Origin of the sequence: Nocardia sp. NPDC059177 (assembly GCF_042755165.1) — a bacterium.
In the GTDB taxonomy this organism is placed as follows: Bacteria; Actinomycetota; Actinomycetes; order Mycobacteriales; family Mycobacteriaceae; genus Nocardia.
This window is the reverse complement of record NZ_JBHZBX010000001.1, coordinates 640,214-658,665: the sequence shown is the minus strand read 5'-3', so window position 1 is coordinate 658,665 and position 18,452 is coordinate 640,214. Positions and strand designations below refer to the sequence as shown.

17 protein-coding genes and 1 pseudogene are annotated in these 18,452 nt (G+C 69.4%); 7 read left to right on the top strand and 11 right to left on the bottom strand.

All coding sequences use genetic code 11. The annotated features are described in order from the left end of the window. Positions 1-254 precede the first annotated feature (254 nt). Positions 255-755: a hypothetical protein gene (locus tag ACFXK0_RS02995; protein WP_379408003.1), complete on the top strand. Its 501-nt coding sequence runs from the start codon at positions 255-257 to the stop codon at positions 753-755. Positions 756-844: 89 nt separating this feature from the next. Beyond that, a complete protein-coding gene (locus tag ACFXK0_RS02990; protein ID WP_379408002.1) occupies positions 845-1,702 on the top strand; it encodes an alpha/beta fold hydrolase in 858 nt (285 codons plus the stop codon). A 9-nt stretch (positions 1,703-1,711) separates the two neighbouring features. Here ACFXK0_RS02990 and ACFXK0_RS02985 read toward each other — a convergent pair whose 3' ends face one another. Continuing rightward, positions 1,712-2,302 (bottom strand): helix-turn-helix domain-containing protein, encoded by a 591-nt coding sequence (locus tag ACFXK0_RS02985; RefSeq protein WP_379408000.1) that lies wholly within the window; start codon positions 2,300-2,302, stop codon positions 1,712-1,714. 80 nt (positions 2,303-2,382) lie between these two features. Between ACFXK0_RS02985 and ACFXK0_RS02980 the strand changes: the two genes are divergently transcribed. Next, positions 2,383-3,495 carry an NAD(P)/FAD-dependent oxidoreductase gene (locus ACFXK0_RS02980; RefSeq protein WP_379407999.1) on the top strand — a complete coding sequence of 371 codons (1,113 nt, stop codon included), beginning with the start codon at positions 2,383-2,385 and terminating at the stop codon, positions 3,493-3,495. A 108-nt stretch (positions 3,496-3,603) separates the two neighbouring features. Here the strand turns inward: ACFXK0_RS02980 and ACFXK0_RS02975 are convergent. Further along, positions 3,604-3,696: pseudogene (locus ACFXK0_RS02975) on the bottom strand (biotin carboxylase N-terminal domain-containing protein); the annotation flags it as partial. Between the two features lie 93 nt (positions 3,697-3,789). Then, positions 3,790-4,347 (bottom strand): TetR/AcrR family transcriptional regulator, encoded by a 558-nt coding sequence (locus ACFXK0_RS02970; protein WP_379407998.1) that lies wholly within the window; start codon positions 4,345-4,347, stop codon positions 3,790-3,792. A gap of 84 nt (positions 4,348-4,431) precedes the next feature. On the opposite strand from ACFXK0_RS02970, the gene ACFXK0_RS02965 reads away from it, so the two are divergent. Beyond that, entirely contained in the window at positions 4,432-5,040 is a 609-nt protein-coding gene (locus ACFXK0_RS02965; RefSeq protein WP_379407997.1) for a hypothetical protein, read from the top strand. A gap of 1 nt (position 5,041) precedes the next feature. Here the strand turns inward: ACFXK0_RS02965 and ACFXK0_RS02960 are convergent, their stop codons facing one another. Beyond that, positions 5,042-5,404 carry an ADP-ribosylation/crystallin J1 gene (locus tag ACFXK0_RS02960; protein ID WP_379407996.1) on the bottom strand — a complete coding sequence of 121 codons (363 nt, stop codon included), beginning with the start codon at positions 5,402-5,404 and terminating at the stop codon, positions 5,042-5,044. 207 nt (positions 5,405-5,611) lie between these two features. On the opposite strand from ACFXK0_RS02960, the gene ACFXK0_RS02955 reads away from it, so the two are divergent. From ACFXK0_RS02955 to ACFXK0_RS02945, 3 genes are all read left to right on the top strand, one after another. Next, positions 5,612-5,920: a hypothetical protein gene (locus ACFXK0_RS02955; RefSeq protein ID WP_379407995.1), complete on the top strand. Its 309-nt coding sequence runs from the start codon at positions 5,612-5,614 to the stop codon at positions 5,918-5,920. A 426-nt stretch (positions 5,921-6,346) separates the two neighbouring features. Next, the gene (locus ACFXK0_RS02950) at positions 6,347-6,691 is read left to right on the top strand and encodes a protein kinase (RefSeq protein WP_379407994.1); all 345 of its coding nucleotides are present in this window, start codon (positions 6,347-6,349) and stop codon (positions 6,689-6,691) included. After that, positions 6,598-7,836, top strand: a complete 1,239-nt coding sequence (locus ACFXK0_RS02945; protein WP_379407992.1) for a protein kinase — start codon at positions 6,598-6,600, stop codon at positions 7,834-7,836. The genes ACFXK0_RS02950 and ACFXK0_RS02945 overlap by 94 nt, the downstream gene beginning before the upstream one ends. 26 nt (positions 7,837-7,862) lie before the next feature. Here the strand turns inward: ACFXK0_RS02945 and ACFXK0_RS02940 are convergent, their stop codons facing one another. The 7 genes from ACFXK0_RS02940 to ACFXK0_RS02910 form a co-directional block, all read right to left on the bottom strand. After that, the gene (locus tag ACFXK0_RS02940) at positions 7,863-8,126 is read right to left on the bottom strand and encodes a type II toxin-antitoxin system RelE/ParE family toxin (protein WP_379407991.1); all 264 of its coding nucleotides are present in this window, start codon (positions 8,124-8,126) and stop codon (positions 7,863-7,865) included. Next, positions 8,123-8,401 carry a type II toxin-antitoxin system Phd/YefM family antitoxin gene (locus ACFXK0_RS02935; protein ID WP_379407990.1) on the bottom strand — a complete coding sequence of 93 codons (279 nt, stop codon included), beginning with the start codon at positions 8,399-8,401 and terminating at the stop codon, positions 8,123-8,125. The genes ACFXK0_RS02940 and ACFXK0_RS02935 overlap by 4 nt, the downstream gene beginning before the upstream one ends. Positions 8,402-8,511: 110 nt before the next feature. Continuing rightward, positions 8,512-12,237, bottom strand: a complete 3,726-nt coding sequence (locus ACFXK0_RS02930; protein ID WP_379407988.1) for a multifunctional oxoglutarate decarboxylase/oxoglutarate dehydrogenase thiamine pyrophosphate-binding subunit/dihydrolipoyllysine-residue succinyltransferase subunit — start codon at positions 12,235-12,237, stop codon at positions 8,512-8,514. Positions 12,238-12,342: 105 nt separating this feature from the next. Further along, positions 12,343-15,951: an ABC transporter ATP-binding protein gene (locus ACFXK0_RS02925; RefSeq protein WP_379407987.1), complete on the bottom strand. Its 3,609-nt coding sequence runs from the start codon at positions 15,949-15,951 to the stop codon at positions 12,343-12,345. Then, on the bottom strand, positions 15,951-16,733 hold the full coding sequence (locus ACFXK0_RS02920) for an ABC transporter permease subunit (RefSeq protein WP_379407986.1): 783 nt from the start codon (positions 16,731-16,733) through the stop codon (positions 15,951-15,953). Before ACFXK0_RS02920 ends, ACFXK0_RS02925 begins: the two co-directional genes overlap by 1 nt. Then, positions 16,730-17,704, bottom strand: a complete 975-nt coding sequence (locus tag ACFXK0_RS02915; protein WP_379407984.1) for an ATP-binding cassette domain-containing protein — start codon at positions 17,702-17,704, stop codon at positions 16,730-16,732. Before ACFXK0_RS02915 ends, ACFXK0_RS02920 begins: the two co-directional genes overlap by 4 nt. Beyond that, positions 17,701-18,432 (bottom strand): hypothetical protein, encoded by a 732-nt coding sequence (locus tag ACFXK0_RS02910; RefSeq protein ID WP_379408074.1) that lies wholly within the window; start codon positions 18,430-18,432, stop codon positions 17,701-17,703. The genes ACFXK0_RS02915 and ACFXK0_RS02910 overlap by 4 nt, the downstream gene beginning before the upstream one ends. Positions 18,433-18,452: the final 20 nt, after the last annotated feature.

The following is an 18,452-nucleotide window of genomic DNA, read 5'->3' as shown; positions in this document are numbered from 1 at the left end:
GGTCGGCTCAGGATACGACTGTGCGGGGTGCGCCGCGGCTGTCCGCTGATCCGGGCGCGTTGCGCGATTTCTGCTAACGGGATGGCCGGGCGGTACGACACAGCGGATGTTGCGACACCGATGAACAGTGCTGGCCGCGGAATGCCGGCATCGCCGAGCAAGACCCCAAAAGTATTGGGCCCCTTGGGATTTCGGTTATCCAATTGAGACCGTCGATCGATAACGGCGCTCCGGCGCGGCGCGAATTACCAGACATGACTCTCACGAACAGCACTGATCGCAAGTCCTCGCTGCTGCGCCGCGCCGGTGTCGTCACGCTGGCGGCAGCGGCCGCCGCGGCCGGCTTCGCCGGCCCGGCCACCGCGCTCCCCACCGACCCGGAAGTCCAGTTCACGCCCACCATCAGCCGCACCCCCGGCGCCAACTGTGCGGCCATCATCAACGCCTGGACCGTGCCCCAGCCGCAGTCCGGCCAGTTCGGCGTCAAGGTGGAGATCACCCAGACCGGCGATTCCTGCCAGCTCTACCGGATCGCGGTCCGCTGGCGCAATCTCGACACCGGCTACAGCGACGGTCAGTCCCACGCCGTCGAGAACGGCGAGCTCCGGCACGCCCCCGACGGCGTGATCACTGGCATGGGCATGGGCCCCGGGGCCGGCCGCGTCGAAGCCTGGATCGTCACCACCGACGACTCACTCCCCCAACACCAGGAACTCGAACACATCTCCGGCCGCGCCACCTTCACCCTCGGCTGACCCCCCACCCGAGGCCGGCCCCCACCCGGCCTCGGGCAGCGGACCAGCACCTCCGCGCTGGATTCTGTAACGTGTTCTAGTCTGCGAGAATGGATTTCACGTACGAAGGCACACGGCGGCAGCTCGCGACCGACGAGGGGGTCCTGCGATATCACGAAGCGGGCGCGGGCGAGCCGCTGATCCTGCTGCACGGATCGGGGATCGGGGTCAGCGGCTGGAAGAATTTCGGGAAGAACCTCGCCAGCTTCGCCGAGCACTTCCACTGCTACATCCTCGAGTTCCCCGGTTTCGGCATCAGTGATCCGGTGGCAGGTCAGCATCCGGTCCTCGCCGCCGGGGCCGCTGTCGCGCGGTTCATGGACGCGCTCGGGATCGAGTCCGCCGCCATGATCGGCAATTCGATGGGCGGGGTGGTGGGGGCCAACCTCGCGATGCATCAGCCGGATCGCGTCACGAAGCTCGTGGCGATCGGCGGTGTCGGGCCGAACATCTTCAGCGCGGCGCCGAGCGAAGGCACCCGGTTGCTGCAGGAGTTCGCCGACGAGCCCAGCAGGGACAAGCTCGTGCGATGGCTCAACTGCATGGTTCACGACCGCTCGATGGTGACCGAGGAACTCGTCGAGGATCGCTGGCAAGCCGCGATAGATCCTGCCTCGCATGCCTCCTTGGCCGCGATGTACGGGTCGAAGGCGTTCGAGGCGCAACGCGCGGTGGCCGCGAAATTCGCTCCGTACTGGTCGATGCTGCACACCGTGCGCTGTCCGACCCTGCTGACCTGGGGAATCAATGACCGGCAGAGTCCGCCGGACATGCTGCTCGTGCCTATGCGTCTCATCCCGAACGCCGAGGTCCACGTGTTCCCGAACTGCGGGCACTGGGTGATGGCCGAAGCCAAGGACGCGTTCGAACGCGTCGCGCTCGAATTCCTCCGGCGCCCGGCCGGGTAGGCGATCCGGTCAGTCCGGTTCGTTGCGGCGGGGGCGGGCGCGGAGGTGGGCGCGTTCGCCCTGTTTGCCGAAGAGGCTGAGGAATTCGACGGGGTGGTCGTCAGCGGCGCCGAACCAATGGGGGATGTGGGTGTCGAATTCGGCGGCTTCGCCGGGGGTGAGGACGATGTCGTTGTCACCGAGGATCAGGCGCAGCCTGCCGTTGAGGACGTAGAGCCATTCGTAGCCCTCGTGGACCTGCGGTTCGCTCGGGCGGTCGCGGGCGTCGGGGGCGATGATCATCTTGAAGGCCTGGATGCCGCCTGCGCGTTTGGTCAACGGGAGCATGGTCATGCCGTGGCGGGTGATCGGGCGCAGGTGGATGCGGGGGTCGCCGGTGGCGGGGGCGTCGACGAGTTCGTCGAGGGTGACGCCGTGCGCCTTGGCCAGGGGGAGCAGTAGCTCGAGGGTGGGTTTGCGGTCGCCGGATTCCAGGCGCGAGAGGGTGCTGACCGAGATGCCGGTCTCCTGGGAGAGGTCGGCCAGCGTGGTCCGGCGCTGCGTGCGCAGGGCGCGCAGGCGGGGGCCGACCGAGTCGAGGGTCTGTTCGAGGTCGTCCATGCGTCCAGTTTGCCATAGCAGCAAAGAGGGTTGCCAGTTTGTTCGGCTCGCATGCATGGTGGTCGGCGAAGGAGGTCGAGATGACACAGCTGGACGATTCGTACGAGGTAGTGGTGATCGGCGGCGGGGCAGCCGGGCTGAACGCGGCGCTCATGCTGGCGCGTTCCCGGCGCTCGGTGCTGGTGATCGACGCGGGGTCCCCGCGCAACGCACCGGCCGACGGGGTGCACGGTCTGCTGGCACGGGAAGGAATGCCGCCGCTGGAACTACTCGAACGAGGTCGCGCGGAGGTACGCGGGTACGGCGGGCAGGTGGTGCCGGGTCGGGTGGTGACCGTCGATCGGGTACGGGCCGGTGACCGAACCGCGGCGGGCGCAGGCGAACCGGAGCCCGCTGCGGGTGTGGGGGAGTCGGAGCCCGCTGCGGGTGCGGGTGAGCCGAAGGCCGCTGCGGGCGACAGTGATTCGCGGCGAGTGGCTGCCGATCCGGTGGGCCCGGGGCACGAGTTCCGAGTCACGCTGGACGACGGACGGGTAGTCGCCGCGCGCCGGATCCTCGTCGCGACCGGCCTGGCCGACGAACTCCCCGAGGTTCCCGGCCTGCGCGAACGCTGGGGTCACGATGTTCTGCACTGCCCCTACTGCCACGGCTGGGAGGTGCGTGACCAGCGCATCGGCATCCTCGCGAGCAGTGTGATGTCGGTCCATCAGGCGCTGCTGTTCAGTCAGCTCAGCGACGACATCGTCTTCCTCGCCCACACAGCGGACCCGCTGAGCCCCGAGGACGCGGAAAAGCTTGCCGCCCGCGGCATCCGGATCGTCGAGGGCGAAGTCGCCGAAGTGCTGGCGACCGACCGGATCACCGGCGTTCGCCTGGCCGACGGCACTGTCGTCGATCGCGACGCGCTCGTCGTAGCTCCCCGCATGAACACCCGCGCCACCTTCCTCGCCGATCTCGGCCTGACCCCGGAACCGCACCCCTTCGGCATGGGCGACCACATCCCCGCCGACCCGGTCGGCCGCACCTCGGTGCCCGGTGTGTGGATCGCGGGTAATGCCACCGACCCGTCGGCCCAGGTCGGCGCGGCCGCGGCGGCCGGGGCCATGGCGGGGGCGCAGATCAATGCCGAATTGGTGATGGCCGACACCGCCCGAGCCGTCGCCGCCCGCTCGGACGTTGGTGCTTCTGTGTAGCCGGATCTCTCGGTGCGCAGTTTGTGCGCCGGGGCCCGGCGTAATCGTGCAATCGAGGACAGCTCAGTCGGTATACCGACTGAGCGCGGCCGGATTGCACGATTACGCCGGGTGGATCGCGTCGGCGCCGGACTTGGCGGCGGCGTCGAGGATCTTGTCGAACACGAGGTACGACTCGGCCGAGGTCTGACCGCCGAGGGCGAGCTTCACGAAGGGAGGCCTTTCGACGGGTCACCGCGCTCTGTACCTGGGCGCCGGAATGTCGCGGCCTCGGTCTGACCGAACGACTGCTGATCAGTGCGGCCGTGCGGCCGTAGCCTCGTCGATCGCGCTGAGCAGCAGGGTGCGGGCGGTTTCGGCGGGGATCTGGCCGACGGTGACGTGGAGGGACAGGCCGTCGAGGAGGGCGAGCAGGGTGTTGGCCGCGGTGTGTGGGTCGGGGTGGGCGGGGAGCAGGCCGGCGACGTGGTCGCGGAAGCCGCGGCCGTTGGTGGCCATGGTGGCCGCGATCTGGGGGCGGACGGTGGCGAAGGCCAGGTAGCCGATGAGGCTGCGGGCGTCGGCCGCGGAGTCCGCGTCGGTGGGGAGCAGGGCGGTCAGCAGCTGGTGGAGGTCGGGGTCGGGGCCGGCGGCGGTGATGCGGGTGGCGATCCGCTCGGCGATGGTGCCCGCGGCGTACTCCATCATCGCGTCCTTGGTGGGGAAGTAGTGCTGGACCTGACCTGCGGAAACGTCGGCTTCGGCGGCGACATGGCGGACGCTGACCGCCTCGAGTCCGTCGCGGGCGAGTACCCGCATCACCGCGTCACTGATCGCCGCGCGGCGCGAGCTGTGGTCCACCTGCTTCGGCATCGGTCCATCTTTTCACAATGCAAACGTATTGCTATCGGTGCGTCTCGCTCTTTACAATGCATTTGTATTGCAAAGGAGGGCATCATGCGCCCGATCATGCGGCTCGGACGGGGCTTCGTCCGGCTCGAAATCGACATCTGGGTCAGCCTCGCGCGAGCGCTCACCCGCAGGCCCGACATCGCGGAAGGAACGCCGATTCGGTACGCGGGGGCGATGTCGGCGATCCTCTGGGCGTTCATCGTGGTCAGCGCGGTGGAGATCCCCGCGGTGCACGTGCTCATTCCCTGGGCGCCGGTGCGGATCGTCGCGGTCGTCCTCGGGGTCTGGGGATCGGTGTGGATGCTCGGGATACTCGCCGCGCACCACATGTATCCACACGTGCTCGACCCGGGCCGCCTGCGCGTGCGTTACCTGCGGCGGACCTGCCTCGACATCCCGCTGGCCGCCGTCCGCGGTGTACGCCACGACCTGCGCGCCTACGACGGCCCGAAATCATTGCAGCTCACCGGTACCGGCCAGCTCGCGGTCGTCGTCGGCAGTTCGACCAATGTCCGGGTGGAACTCGCCGCACCGCACCGCTTCACCACTCCGCAGGGCGATGTCACGGTGCGCGCCATCGCCTTCTGGGCCGACGACCCACACGCGGCGGTCGCGGCCATCCGGACCGCCGCACCGGCGCCGCGCGCCACCTGACTCACCCGGGCAGTGGCGCGTTGTCCGGGAACCGGCGGACCACCTCGATCGTGCCGACGATATTGCGGTTGAACTCGGCGAGATCCTCGGCGGGGATCCAGTATTCGAGAATGTCGCGACCGCCGGCCTGCTGGACTTCGTAGTTGGCGAGATAGGTGGTGCGGACCTCGAAGCGGGTCACATACCCGGCGCCGGAGGCAGGGACGTTCCAATCGCGGGCGATCAGAATCGCGTAGGCCTCGTTGAGTACGGGATAGAAGATCGGCTGGTCAGGCAGCCGGGGCGGCCAGGCCGCCCAGCCCGCGGCGGCGACCAGCGCCAGCTCGTCCGGTCCCGTCGGCCGCCACAGGGTCGTCGTACTCATCGCTCCTCCTTGTCGAGGAACGAACCGTATCCGGGTGCGGTCACGGCGGCCACCGGTTATTCGGTGCCGGCGGCCGTCGGTGGCGCTCGCCTGGCCCGCGCCACAGCCATCGAGTGCGGCGAACGGACCGCATTCGTGCGGCGATCCACCCGCGCTCCATCCGATTGCCCCGAGCCGGGGTCCGGGCTCACCGGATAGGTTCGCTGGATGGCAACGAATCTTGGTCATGGCGCGTCGGGGGCGATTCGCCGGTTCGCCGGGTGGGTCGCGCGTGGTTCGGTCGGTTATCCGATGCTGGAGGGCATCAACTACTGGGATGAACTGAAGGACTCGCCTTCCCAGATGGAGACCTGTTTCGCGATCTTCGCCAATGTTCTCGAACTCGACGACGATGGCGAACCGGTCAACGAGAAGTACGCAGAGAGCCGCGCCGCCGCTTTCCTCTACCGGTACTGCACGGGGGAACTCCCGAAGGGGCACTCAGCCATCGAGTCATGGGAATGCGCCCTCTTTTGACGCTGTCGGGCGGTAGTTGTCCACTCGGAGCCGGAATCCTGGGTGCCTGGCGAAGGCCCAGTCGACCTTGCCTGCGTAGGCCATCTCGCGGCGCTTCTACAGCACCGGCTGGACGCGCGGATCGCGCGGACGTCGGCGCTTCGGTGTGATCCGAGCCCTCGGTGTGCGCAGTCGGTGTGCCGCGGGCTGGCGTAATCGTGCAATCGAGGGCGGCTCAGTCGGTATATCGACTGGGCGCGGCTGGATTGCACGATTACGCCAGTCCGTCGGTCCGGCCGGGTCGCGTCGACGGTTTCGAGCCCGGTGATCGGGGGCCCATCAGGGGATGTGAGTTGCCCGGGCCATCGTGGGCACCTGGATTCGATCCGACCCAGGTGCGCCGAGCGGTGTCGTGTCCTGGACGGTGGCGGTAGAAGGTGGGCAGGGGTGGAACGCGGGACACTGTTCGCCGGTTACACGATCGAACGGCTCCTCGGCACCGGCGGGATGGGGGCGGTGTATCTCGCCGAGCACCCGCGGCTGAACCGCCGCGTGGCGATCAAGGTGCTGGGCAGCGGGCTGTCGCTGGACAACAAGGCGCGCAACGGCTTCGAGCGTGAAGCGACGGTCGCCGCGCGGCTGGAGCATCCCAATATCGTGTCCGTCTACGATCGCAGCGGTCCGCAGGATCCGGTGCTGTGGCTGTCGATGAAATACGTCGCGGGTGGGGACGCGATCGGTCTGCTCGAGGCCGAGCCCGGCGGGCTGACCCCGGCCCGGGCCCTGCGCTGATCCAGGGCGCCGCCGCGGCGCTGGACTTCGCGCATGAGCAGGGTGTGCTGCATCGCGACGTCAAACCCGCGAACCTGCTCGTCGAACGTGATGCGGCGGGCCGGGAAACGGCGCTGCTCACCGACTTCGGTATCGCCCGCACGCTCGATGACACCATCACCCTGTCCGGGATGGCGGCGACCTTCGCCTACGCCGCACCCGAACGGTTCCACGGGGGCACGGTGGATCATCGTGCCGACATCTACTCCCTCGGCTGCACGCTGTATCAATTGCTCACCGGCCGAACACCTTTCCCGCGCGGCGATCAGGCCGCCGTCATCGCCGCGCACCTCGGCGCGCCACCGCCACGCCCCTCCGAACTCCGGCCGGAGCTGCCGCGCGCCATCGACGCGGTCATCGCGACCGCGATGGCGAAACGGCCCGAGGGTCGATTCGCCCGCTGTGCCGATCTCGCCGCCGCGGCAACCCGGGTATTCGAACCCGCGCCGCTGTCCCCGAGCAGCTCGCCCGCCGCTGCGGTCACGGTTCGTGGTGCGGCCGGGTCGCCCGATAAGCCGTGGATACGGCGCAGGCTGCCCTGGGCGCTCACCGCCGTGCTGACGGTGGCCACGGTCGCCCTGCTGGTCGTCATGACGACGACCGACCTGATCCGTGGCGAACCGGCCCGGGTCTACACCACACAGAGCGTCGCGAACGCCTGTGAGCTGCTCGACCTGCCCGCCCTCGAACAGCTCGGCGGTCCGGCGCCCGAATCGCCCGCGCACACCGAATCCGGTGACTCCGATCCGTATTCGAGTCATCACTGCTCGGTCTCCTACCGCGGTCTGGCGGTCACCGTGCTCGCCAAGGTCGTGAACGACGGCCACAGTGCCGAGGCGTTCTTCCGCAGCGACCGGGAGTTGGCGCGTGTGTCGGCGACCAACACGACTTCGGGGATCACCCGCTCGGGATCGGTGACGATTCCTATCTCTAGGTGCGCCGTATGGCGTACATGTACGGCCCGACCGGCGGGCGTAGGTTCGTCGGATGGCAACAAGTCTTGGTCACGGCGCCACCGGGGAACTCTCGAAGGGGCACGCAGTGCTCGAGTGATGGGAATGCGCGCTCGATTGACGCTGTCGGACGCACCGTGCGCTCCAGCGTAAGTCGACCGGCTGCGCGGTATCGGCCGCTACTCGTAGATATCGCGGCGGTGACCGGCAGTGACCACGAGGATGATCAGTTTGCCGTCGTCTACTTCGTACACCAAGCGGTAGTTGCCCACTCGGAGCCGGAATCCTGGACGCCCGGACAGTGCTTTGACGTCCACGCCGTCGCGGCGATACGGGTCGTCGCCGAGCAATGTCAAAGCGGTCAGCAGCCGGATGGCGTCGTGCTGCGGGATCGAGCGCAGCGCGCGGCGCGCGGCGGGTGTCCAGCAGAACTCGTACTTCACACTGCGCCTTCATGGCCGTGGGCGAGGATCTCGTCCATCATTTGGCCCAGCGTGATGTTGGCTGGTTCACCCTCTTCGGCGAGGGCTGCCTCGGCCATGCGGCCCAACTGCTCGTCTTCCCATTCTTCGAGCTTGGCGAGCATGAACAGCGGGATCACCGCGGCAGCGGGTTCACCCGCGCGAGTGATCACCGTGACGTGCCCGTCCTGCGCCGCGGCGGTGACGACGGCGGGCAACTGGGCCCGCGCCTCTCGGATGCTGAGCTGATCGTCCATCCATCAAGCGTACACCTGAGTGTGTACACAAAAACGCTCGCGCGTGGAAACGGCCGACGCCGGGTGGATCGTGGTGATCCGCCCGGCGCCGGCCGTTGTGGTGCGAGAAGTTACGCGGTCGGCTCGAAGGCCTCGGCGATGATCTCGGCCTGTTCCACCGCGTGCACCTTCGACGAACCCGAAGACGGGGCCGACATGGCGCGGCGGGAGATGCGGCGGAGTTTGCCCAGGTGGTCGGGCAGGACCTCGGGGAGGTTGAGGCCGAAGAACGGCCACGCGCCCTGGTTGGCGGGCTCCTCCTGGACCCAGGCGATATCGGTCGCGTTGGGGTACTTGGCCAGTGCCTCGTTGAGGCGGTACGTCGGGATCGGGTAGAGCTGCTCGACCCGGACGATGGCCACGTCCTCGCGCTTGTGCTTGGCCTTCTCCGCGGCGAGCTCGTAGTAGAGCTTGCCCGAGGTCAGCAGGATGCGCTTGACCTTGGCGGTGTCGCCGATGCCCTGTTCGTAGGTGGGCTCGTCGAACACCGAACGGAACTTCGACTCGGTGAAGTCCTTGATGTCGGACACCACGGCCTTGTTGCGCAGCATCGACTTCGGGGTGAAGACGATCAGCGGACGACGGATGCCGTCGAGCGCGTGGCGGCGCAGCAGGTGGAAGTAGTTCGCCGGGGTGGACGGCACCGCGACGGTCATCGAGCCCTCGGCGCACAGCTGCAGGAAGCGCTCGATGCGGCCCGAGGTGTGGTCGGGACCCTGGCCCTCGTGGCCGTGCGGCAGCAGCAGCACCACGTCGGAGAGCTGGCCCCACTTGGCCTCGCCGGAGGAGATGAACTCGTCGATGATCGACTGCGCGCCGTTGACGAAGTCACCGAACTGGGCTTCCCACAGCACCAGGGCGTTGGGATTGCCCAGCGAGTAGCCGTATTCGAAGCCGACCGCCGCGTATTCGCTCAGCGCCGAGTCGTGCACCGCGAACCAGCCCGGCTTCTCCGAGCCGATGTTGTGCAGCGGGGTGTACTCGTCGGCGTTGATCCGGTCGATGATGACCGAGTGGCGCTGGGTGAACGTGCCGCGACGCGAGTCCTGACCGGTCAGGCGCACATCGTGGCCCTGGTCGATCAGCGAGCCGAAGGCCAGCAGTTCGGCGAAGGCCCAGTCGACCTTGCCTTCGTAGGCCATCTCGCGACGCTTCTCCAGCACCGGCTTGACGCGCGGGTGCACGTTGAAACCGTCCGGCGGGGTGTTGAACGCGTCGCCGATGCGCTGCAGGACCGACTTGTCGACCGCGGTCTGCACGGTCGCGGGCACCTTCTGGTCGTCCTCGACGGACTCCGACGGCTCCGGAACGTACTTCTCCAGCTCCCGGACCTCGTTGAACACCCGCTCGAGCTGGCCCTGGTAGTCGCGCAGCGCGTCCTCGGCCTCTTTGAGCGAGATGTCGCCACGGCCGATCAGCGATTCGGTGTAGGCCTTGCGGACCGAACGCTTGGTGTCGATGATGTCGTACATCTCCGGCTGGGTCATCGAGGGGTCGTCGCCCTCGTTGTGCCCGCGGCGGCGGTAGCAGACGAGGTCGATGACGACGTCCTTGCGGAACTTCTGCCGGAAGTCGACCGCCAGGCGCGCGACCCAGTCGCAGGCCTCCGGGTCGTCACCGTTGACGTGGAAGATCGGCGCGCCGATGAACTTCGCGATGTCGGTGGAGTACTCGGTGGAGCGGCTGTTCTCCGGCGCGGTGGTGAAACCGATCTGGTTGTTCACCACGATGTGGATGGTGCCGCCGACGCGGTAGCCACGCAGGCCACCCAGGTTCAGCGTCTCGGCGACCACGCCCTGACCGGCGAAAGCGGCGTCACCGTGCAGCATCAGCGGCATGACCGAGAAGCCCTCGGGCCCGTCGCCCTTGTTCAGCAGGTCCTGCTTGGCGCGCACGAGGCCCTCGAGGACGGGGTCGACCGCCTCCAGGTGCGAGGGGTTCGCGGTGAGCGAGACCTCGATCTCGTTGTCGCCGAACATCTGCAGGTACTGGCCCTGCGCGCCGAGGTGGTACTTCACGTCGCCGGAGCCGTGCGTGGCCGCCGGGTTCATGTTGCCCTCGAACTCGGTGAAGATCTTCGAGTACGGCTTGCCGACGATATTGGCCAGCACGTTGAGGCGGCCACGGTGCGGCATGCCGATGACGACCTCGTCGAGCGCGTGCTCGGCGCACTGGTCGATGGTGGCGTCCATCATCGGGATGACGGCCTCGGCGCCCTCGAGCGAGAACCGCTTCTGGCCGACGTACTTGGTCTGCAGGAAGGTCTCGAACGCCTCGGCGGCATTGAGCCGGTTCAGGATGTACTTCTGCTGGGCGACCGTCGGCTTGACGTGCTTCTGCTCGACCCGCTCCTGGATCCACTTGAGCTGATCGGTCTCGAGGATGTGGGTGTACTCCACACCGACGTGGCGGCAGTAGGCGTCGCGCAGGATCGACAGCACATCGCGCAGCTTCATCCGCTCCTGGCCGTGGAAGCCGGCGACGTTGAAGGTGCGGTCGAGGTCCCACAGGGTGAGCCCGTGCTCGGTGACATCGAGGTCGGGGTGGCTGCGGAACTTGTCCTTGACCAGGCGCAGCGGATCGGTGTCGGCCATCAGGTGACCGCGGTTGCGGTAGGCCGCGATCATCTCGAGCACGCGCGCGCTCTTGTCGACGCCGCGCTCGCTGATGTCCTTGCGCCAGCGGACCGGCTCGTACGGCACGCCGAGGCCGTGGAAGATCTCGTCGTAGAACTCGTCGGAGATCAGCAGGTTGTGGATGGTGCGCAGGAAGTCGCCGGACTCGGCGCCCTGGATGATGCGGTGGTCGTAGGTCGAGGTCAGCGTCATTAGCTTGCCGACGCCGATATCGGCGATCCGCTCGTCGCTCATGCCCTGGAATTCGGCCGGGTACTCCATCGCGCCCGCGCCGATGATCGCGCCCTGGCCCGGCATCAGCCGCGGCACCGAGTGCACGGTGCCGATGGTGCCCGGGTTGGTCAGCGAGATGGTGACACCGGCGAAGTCGTCGGTGGTGAGCTTGCCTTCGCGGGCGCGGCGGACGACGTCCTCGTAGGCGGTGTGGAACTGGCCGAAGCTCATGTCCTCGGTGCCCTTGATGGCGGCGACGGCCAGCGAGCGGTTGCCGTCCTTGCCGACGAGGTCGATCGCCAGGCCCAGGTTGGTGTGCGCCGGGGTGACCGAGTTCGGCTTGCCGTCGATCTCGGCGAAGTGCCGGTTCAGGTTCGGGAACGCCTTGACCGCCTGCACGATCGCGTAGCCCAGCAGGTGGGTGAACGAGATCTTGCCGCCGCGGGTGCGGGCCAGGTGGTTGTTGATCACCAGGCGGTTGTCGATCATCAGCTTGGCCGGGATCGCGCGCACCGAGGTGGCGGTGGGGATGGTCAGCGAGGCCGACATGTTCTTGGCGATGGCGGCGGCTGGGCCGCGCAGCACCTTGTTCTCCGGGCCGGCGGCGACGGTCTTGGGCGCGGTGGTGGCCGGTGCGTTGGACACCGGTGCAGGTGTGGTCTGCGGCGCGCGCACGGTCGTCGGCTTGGGCGCGGGTGCAGGCGCCGGCTTCGGCGCGGGAGCGGGTTGGGGAGCTGCGGCGGCGGGAGCCGGAGCGGCGGCGGGGACCGGTGCCGGGCTGCTACCGGATTCGGCGGCCGCTTCCGGGGTGTAATCCGCGAGGAACTCGTGCCAACTCGCGTCGACCGAGGACGGGTCCTGTTTGAACTTCTGATACATCTCGTCGACTAGCCACTGGTTCTGTCCGAACTGGGAAGTTGAGCTGCTCACAGCTGGTGTTCGCCTCATTTCGTTCTTCGCGCTGCGACGTTTGTGACGTGCCCGGCAGGGGTATCAGCGGATGGCTGCCGATGCGCCCTCACCGAGCATATGCCCAGCGGCATACCGATGTTGCTACTGACCCGGTGACCGGTCGCTCGCCGACACTATTCCCTCCGCTTCGGCGCCCGCCGCCCAGAGTCGTGCGTAGTGGCCGCCGTGGGCGAGTAATTCTTGATGCGTGCCGAATTCGATGATGCGTCCTGCGTCGACGACGCCGATCAGGTCGGCGCGGGCCGCGGTGGCCAGCCGGTGCGCGACCACCACGGTGGTCCGGCCGCGGGCCAGCGAACGGCTCGCTACCAGCACCGATGCCTCCGTTTCCGGGTCGAGGGTAGAAGTGGCCTCGTCGAGCAGCAGCAGGTCGGGATCGACCAGTTCGGCCCTGGCCAGCGCGATCAGCTGACGCTGCCCGGCGGAGAGCCCGCGGCCGCGTTCACCGACCGGCTGACGCATTTTCCGGGGCAATCCGTCGATCATCGCCCCTGCTCCGACGGTGTTGGCCGCGGTACGGATGTCGCCTGCCGAGGCGAGAGGTTGCCCGAATGCAATGTTGCTCGCCACGTCACCGGTGAACAAGTGAGCTTCCTGGGGCACAATTCCCAGCCGCCGCCGGTACTCGGTGAGCACAAATTTACGTAGATCGACACCGTCGACGCGGATCGAGCCCGCCGCCGGGTCGTCGGGGAGGTCGTAGAGGCGGGCCAGCAGCTTCACGATGGTGGACTTGCCCGCCCCGGTCGCGCCGACCAGCGCCAGCGTGGCGCCCGCGGGGACGGTGAAGGAGACGCCGTCGAGCGCCGGCGCGTTGGCGCCCGGGTAGCGGAAGGCGACCTCGTCGAAGACGATCTCGCCGTCGAGCCGGTCGACAGGCACCGCGTCGGGCGGATCGGCGGCGATCGAGGACTCGGTGCGCAGCAGCTCGCCGATACGGCGCAACCCGACCCTGGCCTGCTGATACCCGTCGAACACCTGCGACAGCTCCTGGATCGGGCTGAACAGCAACCCGAGATAGAGGACGAAGGCGACGAGTGTGCCGGTGGTGGTCCGGCCCTCGGCCACGGCGTTGGCGCCCAGATAGACCACCACCGCCAGGGCGAGGTCGGCCCAGGCCAGGCCGAAGGAGAAGTAGGCCGCGATCGCGCGCTGGGCGCGGACGCGCGCGTCGCGGTAGCGGTGCGAGTACTCGGCGAAGCGCCGGGCCGCGACCGGTTCGTTGCGGGCGGCCTGCACCGCGCGCAGACCGGCGATGTTCTCCTGGAAATCGGCGTTGACCACCGAGACCCGCTCCCGGGAGACGGTGTAGGCGCTCGACGAGACCCGCCGGAACGCCAGCGTGGCCAGCAGCATCGGCGGCACCGTGGCCAGCACGACCAGCGCCAGACTCGCGTCGATGAAGACCAGGCCGGCGGCGACGCCGACCAGCGTGATCACCCCGACCAGCCCGGTCGCCACACCCGTCTGCAGGAACGTCGAGAGCGCGTCGACGTCGGTGGTCATCCTGGTCATGATCCGTCCGGACAGTTCGCGCTCGTAGAAGTCCAGGCCGAGCCGCTGCAACTGGGCGTAGCTGCGGACCCGCAGGCCGAACAGCACCCGTTCGCCGGTGCGCGCGGTCAGCACGGTGACCGCCGCGCCCACGACCAACCCGGCCAGTACCAGCCCGATCCCCGCGACCGCCGCGATGACCAGTGCGGTGCCGTCACCCGCGGTGACGCCGGTGTCGATGGCGTAGCGGACCAGCGGCGGGAAGGCGACGCCGATCAGCGCCTCGGCGGCGAGCAAGGCCATCACCGCCAGCACCAGACCACGCACCGGCCGCAGCAGGGCGCGCAGGCCGAAGCCGGGCAGAGGTGCGCGCAGGTCACCGGGCAGGCGCGGCGCTTCGGTCGCCGGTGGCAGGGCCGCGACGGCGGCGCGCAGTTCGGGGGTCTCGCTGAGCTCGGTCGAGGTGGCCGACATCGACCGCGGTTTGCCGGCGTCGGTGCGCAGTTTGTCGGTGGCCGGTGCCGTCGGCACGGTCGAGCCCGCGGGGGCGGGCAACCGGATCACGCGGTCGGCCTGGGCCAGCGTCGACTCGCGATGGGCCAGGATCAGCGTGGTGCGCCCGCCCGGGTCGGGGAGCCTGCGGAAGATCTCGGCCTCGGTGACGGCGTCGACCGCGGAGGTGGCGTCGTCGAGGACGAGCACGCGCGGGCGGGTCAGCAGCACTCGGGCCAGGGCGATGCGCTGGCGCTGGCCGCCCGAGAGGGTCAGACCGCGCTCGCCGATGACGGTGTCGTAGCCCTCGGGCAGTTCGGCGATGAAGGCGTCGGCGGCGGCCGCGGTCGCGGCGGCCCTGATCTCGGCGTCGGTGGCCTCGGGACGGCCCAGGGCGATATTGGCGGCGATGGTGTCGGAGAAAAGGAACGGGTCGTCGAAGACCACGCCGAGGGCTCCGCGCAGGTCCTCGGCGCGCAGCTCGGCCAGATCGGCGCGGGTGCCGTCGGCGCCGACCAGGCTGATCCGGCCCGCGTCGGGTGCGTAGAAGCGGGGCAGCAGCAGCGACAACGTCGACTTGCCCGACCCGGCCGGGCCGATGATCGCCACCGTCTCGCCCGGTTTCACAGTGAGGTCGAGCTCACGCAGCACCGGCTGCTCGGGGTCGAACCCGAACCGGACCGCCTCGAAGTCGATGCCGAGCGGTCCCGGCGGCAGCTCGACCGGCGCGTCCGGGTCGACCAGCACCGGGGCGGCGTCGATCACCTGGAACACCCGGTCCACGGCGGCCTTGGTGAGCTGGCCCATGATCACCACCGAGGTGATGGTGCGCGCCGAGGACGTCATCGTGGCGAGATAGGCGGTGAACGCGAGGAAGGTGCCGACGCCGATCGCGCCGTGCCGGGCCAGCACCCCGCCGACGATGATCACCGCGACCAGCCCGGCCTGCGGCAGCGCCGACACCACCGGCGCGAAGCGGGCATTGATCCGGGCCGCGCGCAGCCGCTCGGCGAACAGGGTGCGGCTGTGGTCCTCGAGCACGTCGACCATCCGGGCCTCCTGCCCGAAGCCCTTCACCACGCGCACGCCGGTGACCGTCTGTTCGACGTGTTCGGCCAGGTCGGCGGCGCGCTGCTGGGCCGACCAGGTCGCCGCGTAGAGCCGGGGGCGCAGCCGCAGCACGACCACCGCCAGGGCGGGCGCGACCAGCAGTGCGGCCAGCGCCAGCGGCGGGCTCAGCCACACCATCACCACCGCCGACAGCACGAACTGCAGCACCGCCAGGCCCGACCAGGGCACCATCGCCAGCAGGCCCTGCACCAATTGCAGGTCGGTGATCGAGCGCGACACCACCTGACCGGTGCGGATGGTGTCCTGGCCTGCGCCGTCGAGTCGTTGCAGGGCGGCCAGCAGCGCGACCCGCAGCTGGTGCTGGACCTCCAGCGAGAGCTTGCCCGCCCAGAGCCTGCGCGCGAAAGTGGCGGCGAAGCGGCCGACGGCCAGGACCGCGAGCAGCGCCGCGGCGCCGCCGATGACAGCGGTATCGCCTGCCTGGGCGGCGTCGACCGCGCGTTTGGTGGCCAGCGGCGCCGCGATCGCGACCACCGCACCGGCCAGCACCGACACCGCGATGCCGGCGAGCAGCCGGGGATGGCCCAGGCACAGCCGCCAGAGCCTGCGGATCCAGCCCGCCTCGGCCCCCACTACAGGTCGCGTGTGCGCAGGTCCCACCACCCCGCCGCGCCGACGGCGGCGGTCCACAGCAGCAGCACCACCAGCGCGGCCGGGGTCGGCGCGAAGACCGCAGCGTCGGAGAACGAGCCTGCGCTCACACCGGCGACGGTGGCCGAGACGGGCAGGATCGCCGCGAGGCCACCGGCCCCGAAGCCCTTGGCCACCAGCCAGATCAGCGGTTCGAGAACGAAGGCCCAGCCCAGCACCAGCCAGACCGCGCCGGTGAAGGTGCGCAGCAGCAGCCCGATACCCGCGCCGAGCACGGCCCAGCACACCGCCACCAGCAGCCCGGCCCCGAGCACCTCGAACAGCTGCCAGCCGAGCTCGAACTTGCCGCGCCCTGCGGCCAGCAGCACGGCGAAACTCACCAGCTCGGCGACCACCGCCAGCGCGAGGGCGAACCCGGCGGTGGCGAGGTACTTCGCGGTGACGAGACGATCGCGGTCGGGGGCGAGCAGCACCGACAGCGCCATGGTCCGGTGCCGGTACTCCCCGCCGGTGGCGGTGATGCCGAGCACCGCGGCCGCGACGAACACCGCGATCATCCCGAGGTAGAGACCGATGGTGGCGGCGCCGGTCGCGGGCTGACCCGCCGGATCGGCGGGCCCGGACATCAGCGCGGTGATCAGCGTGCCGATCAGCGCGAGCGCCACCGGTGTGCCCAGCAGCAGCCGCACGTGCGGGCCCGCGACGATCTTGCGCGCCTCGGTGTCGGCACCGGGCAGGAGGTCGGCGGGCAGCACAGCGGTCATCGGGGCATCCCATACGAGGTCGGCGCCGGCGCGAATCCGGGGGTGGGATTCACCGGCGGGGTCGGGGCGAGGTGCGGGTGCCTGCGCGGTTTGGTCAGCGAGGCCAGTACCCGGTCGGGGTGGATCGGGTCGGACACGATGCTGCCGATGCGCACCTGCGCGGCCTCGGCGACCGACCGGATGGTGGCCTCGCTCGCCTCGGCGACGGCGAGTCTGCCGTCGGGGCGCATCACCGCGTCGGTGTATCCCTGCGCGGCGAGCGCGGTGGCCAGCGCGATCGAGGGCTGGGCGGCGATCACCAGGCGATCGGGGTGCCCGCGGCGCAGCTTGGCCGGCGTGCCTTGCCAGACGACCGCGCCCTCGCTCAGCACGACGAGCTGATCGGCCACCGCGACCACATCGGCGAGGGTGCTCGCCCCGACCAGCACCGCACCGCCGCGGTTGGCGTGCCCGCGCAGCAGCTCCTGCACCCACGTGCGTTCGATGCCGTGGGTGTCGGCGAACGGGTCGTCGAGTACCAGCAGCGGGGGATCGGCGAGCAGTGCGATGCCCACTGCCAGCCGGGTCTGCTGGGCCGGATGCAGCTGGGCGACAACGGTATCGGCGACCGCGGCGAGCCCGGTGTGCTCGAGTACCGCGGCGACGCGGCGCCGCGAGACCCCGACGACCGGCGCGTAACAGTCCAGCTGAGCGCGCACGGTGCGGGCCGGATGCAGCCCGCGCGGGCTCAGCACGCCACCGACCGCGGCGGGACCGCGCCCCGGCAGATCCAGTTCGACGCTGCCGCTGCTCGGCTGTTGCAGGCCGAGCACCAGGTGCAGCACCGTGGTCTTGCCGGCGCCCGTCGGCCCAACCAGCGCTGTCACCGCACCGGCGGGCACCCTGAAATCGATGCCTTCCACCGCGCTGACCTGGGCGAACTGCTTACCGACACCGCGTACCCGGACGGCGTCACCGCGGGGGGCGCTCACTTGCTCTTCACCTCGGTATCGATCACGGCGGCACCGAGTGCGGGCAGCGGGTCGGCGTCGATCACGTTGTGCAGCGGGGTGGCCCAGCGAGCGGGGGCGGGACCGAAGGCCTTGTGCGCGTTGTCGATCGTGGCCTTGCCCAGCGCGCGATTGCCCGCGCCGCCGATCGCGGCGCCGATGCCCGCGGGCAGGATCTTGCCCGCCATCAGCGCGGCGCGTTTGGTGATGAAGCGTTTGATGAACTGCTGCAGCAGCGAACTGTTGATCGCGGAGATACCGGGCACCTTGCCCGCCAGCGCGCCCGCCCAGTTCTTCGACGAGGTGCTCAGGCCCTTCTGCACGATCGCGATGCCGGTGTCACCGAGCACGACCGCCAGCACCATCGCGCGCCTGGCCTCCTTGTTCTCCGGTTCGATGCCGTGGACATAGGCCTGGGCGAGGGTGAACAGGGCCGAGGCCTCCATGAAGAACGCGGTCTCCGCGCCGACGGCGCCCAGCGCGGCCACCGTCCCGACACCGGGAAAGGCGGCGGTGGCGCCGACGGCCGCGCCGCTGCCGGTGACCGCGAGCAGATACTGCTTTTCCAGCCGGGCCACGATCTGGGCGGGATTCTCACCCGGATGACGTTCACGAAGGAATTCGACGTAGCGGCGCACCGCGGGCGCCTGCAGCTTGGAACCGGTGTCGAGTACATCGACCACGGCCTTTTCGATCGCGTTCTTGAACACGGCGTCGTCCTCCTCTTCGC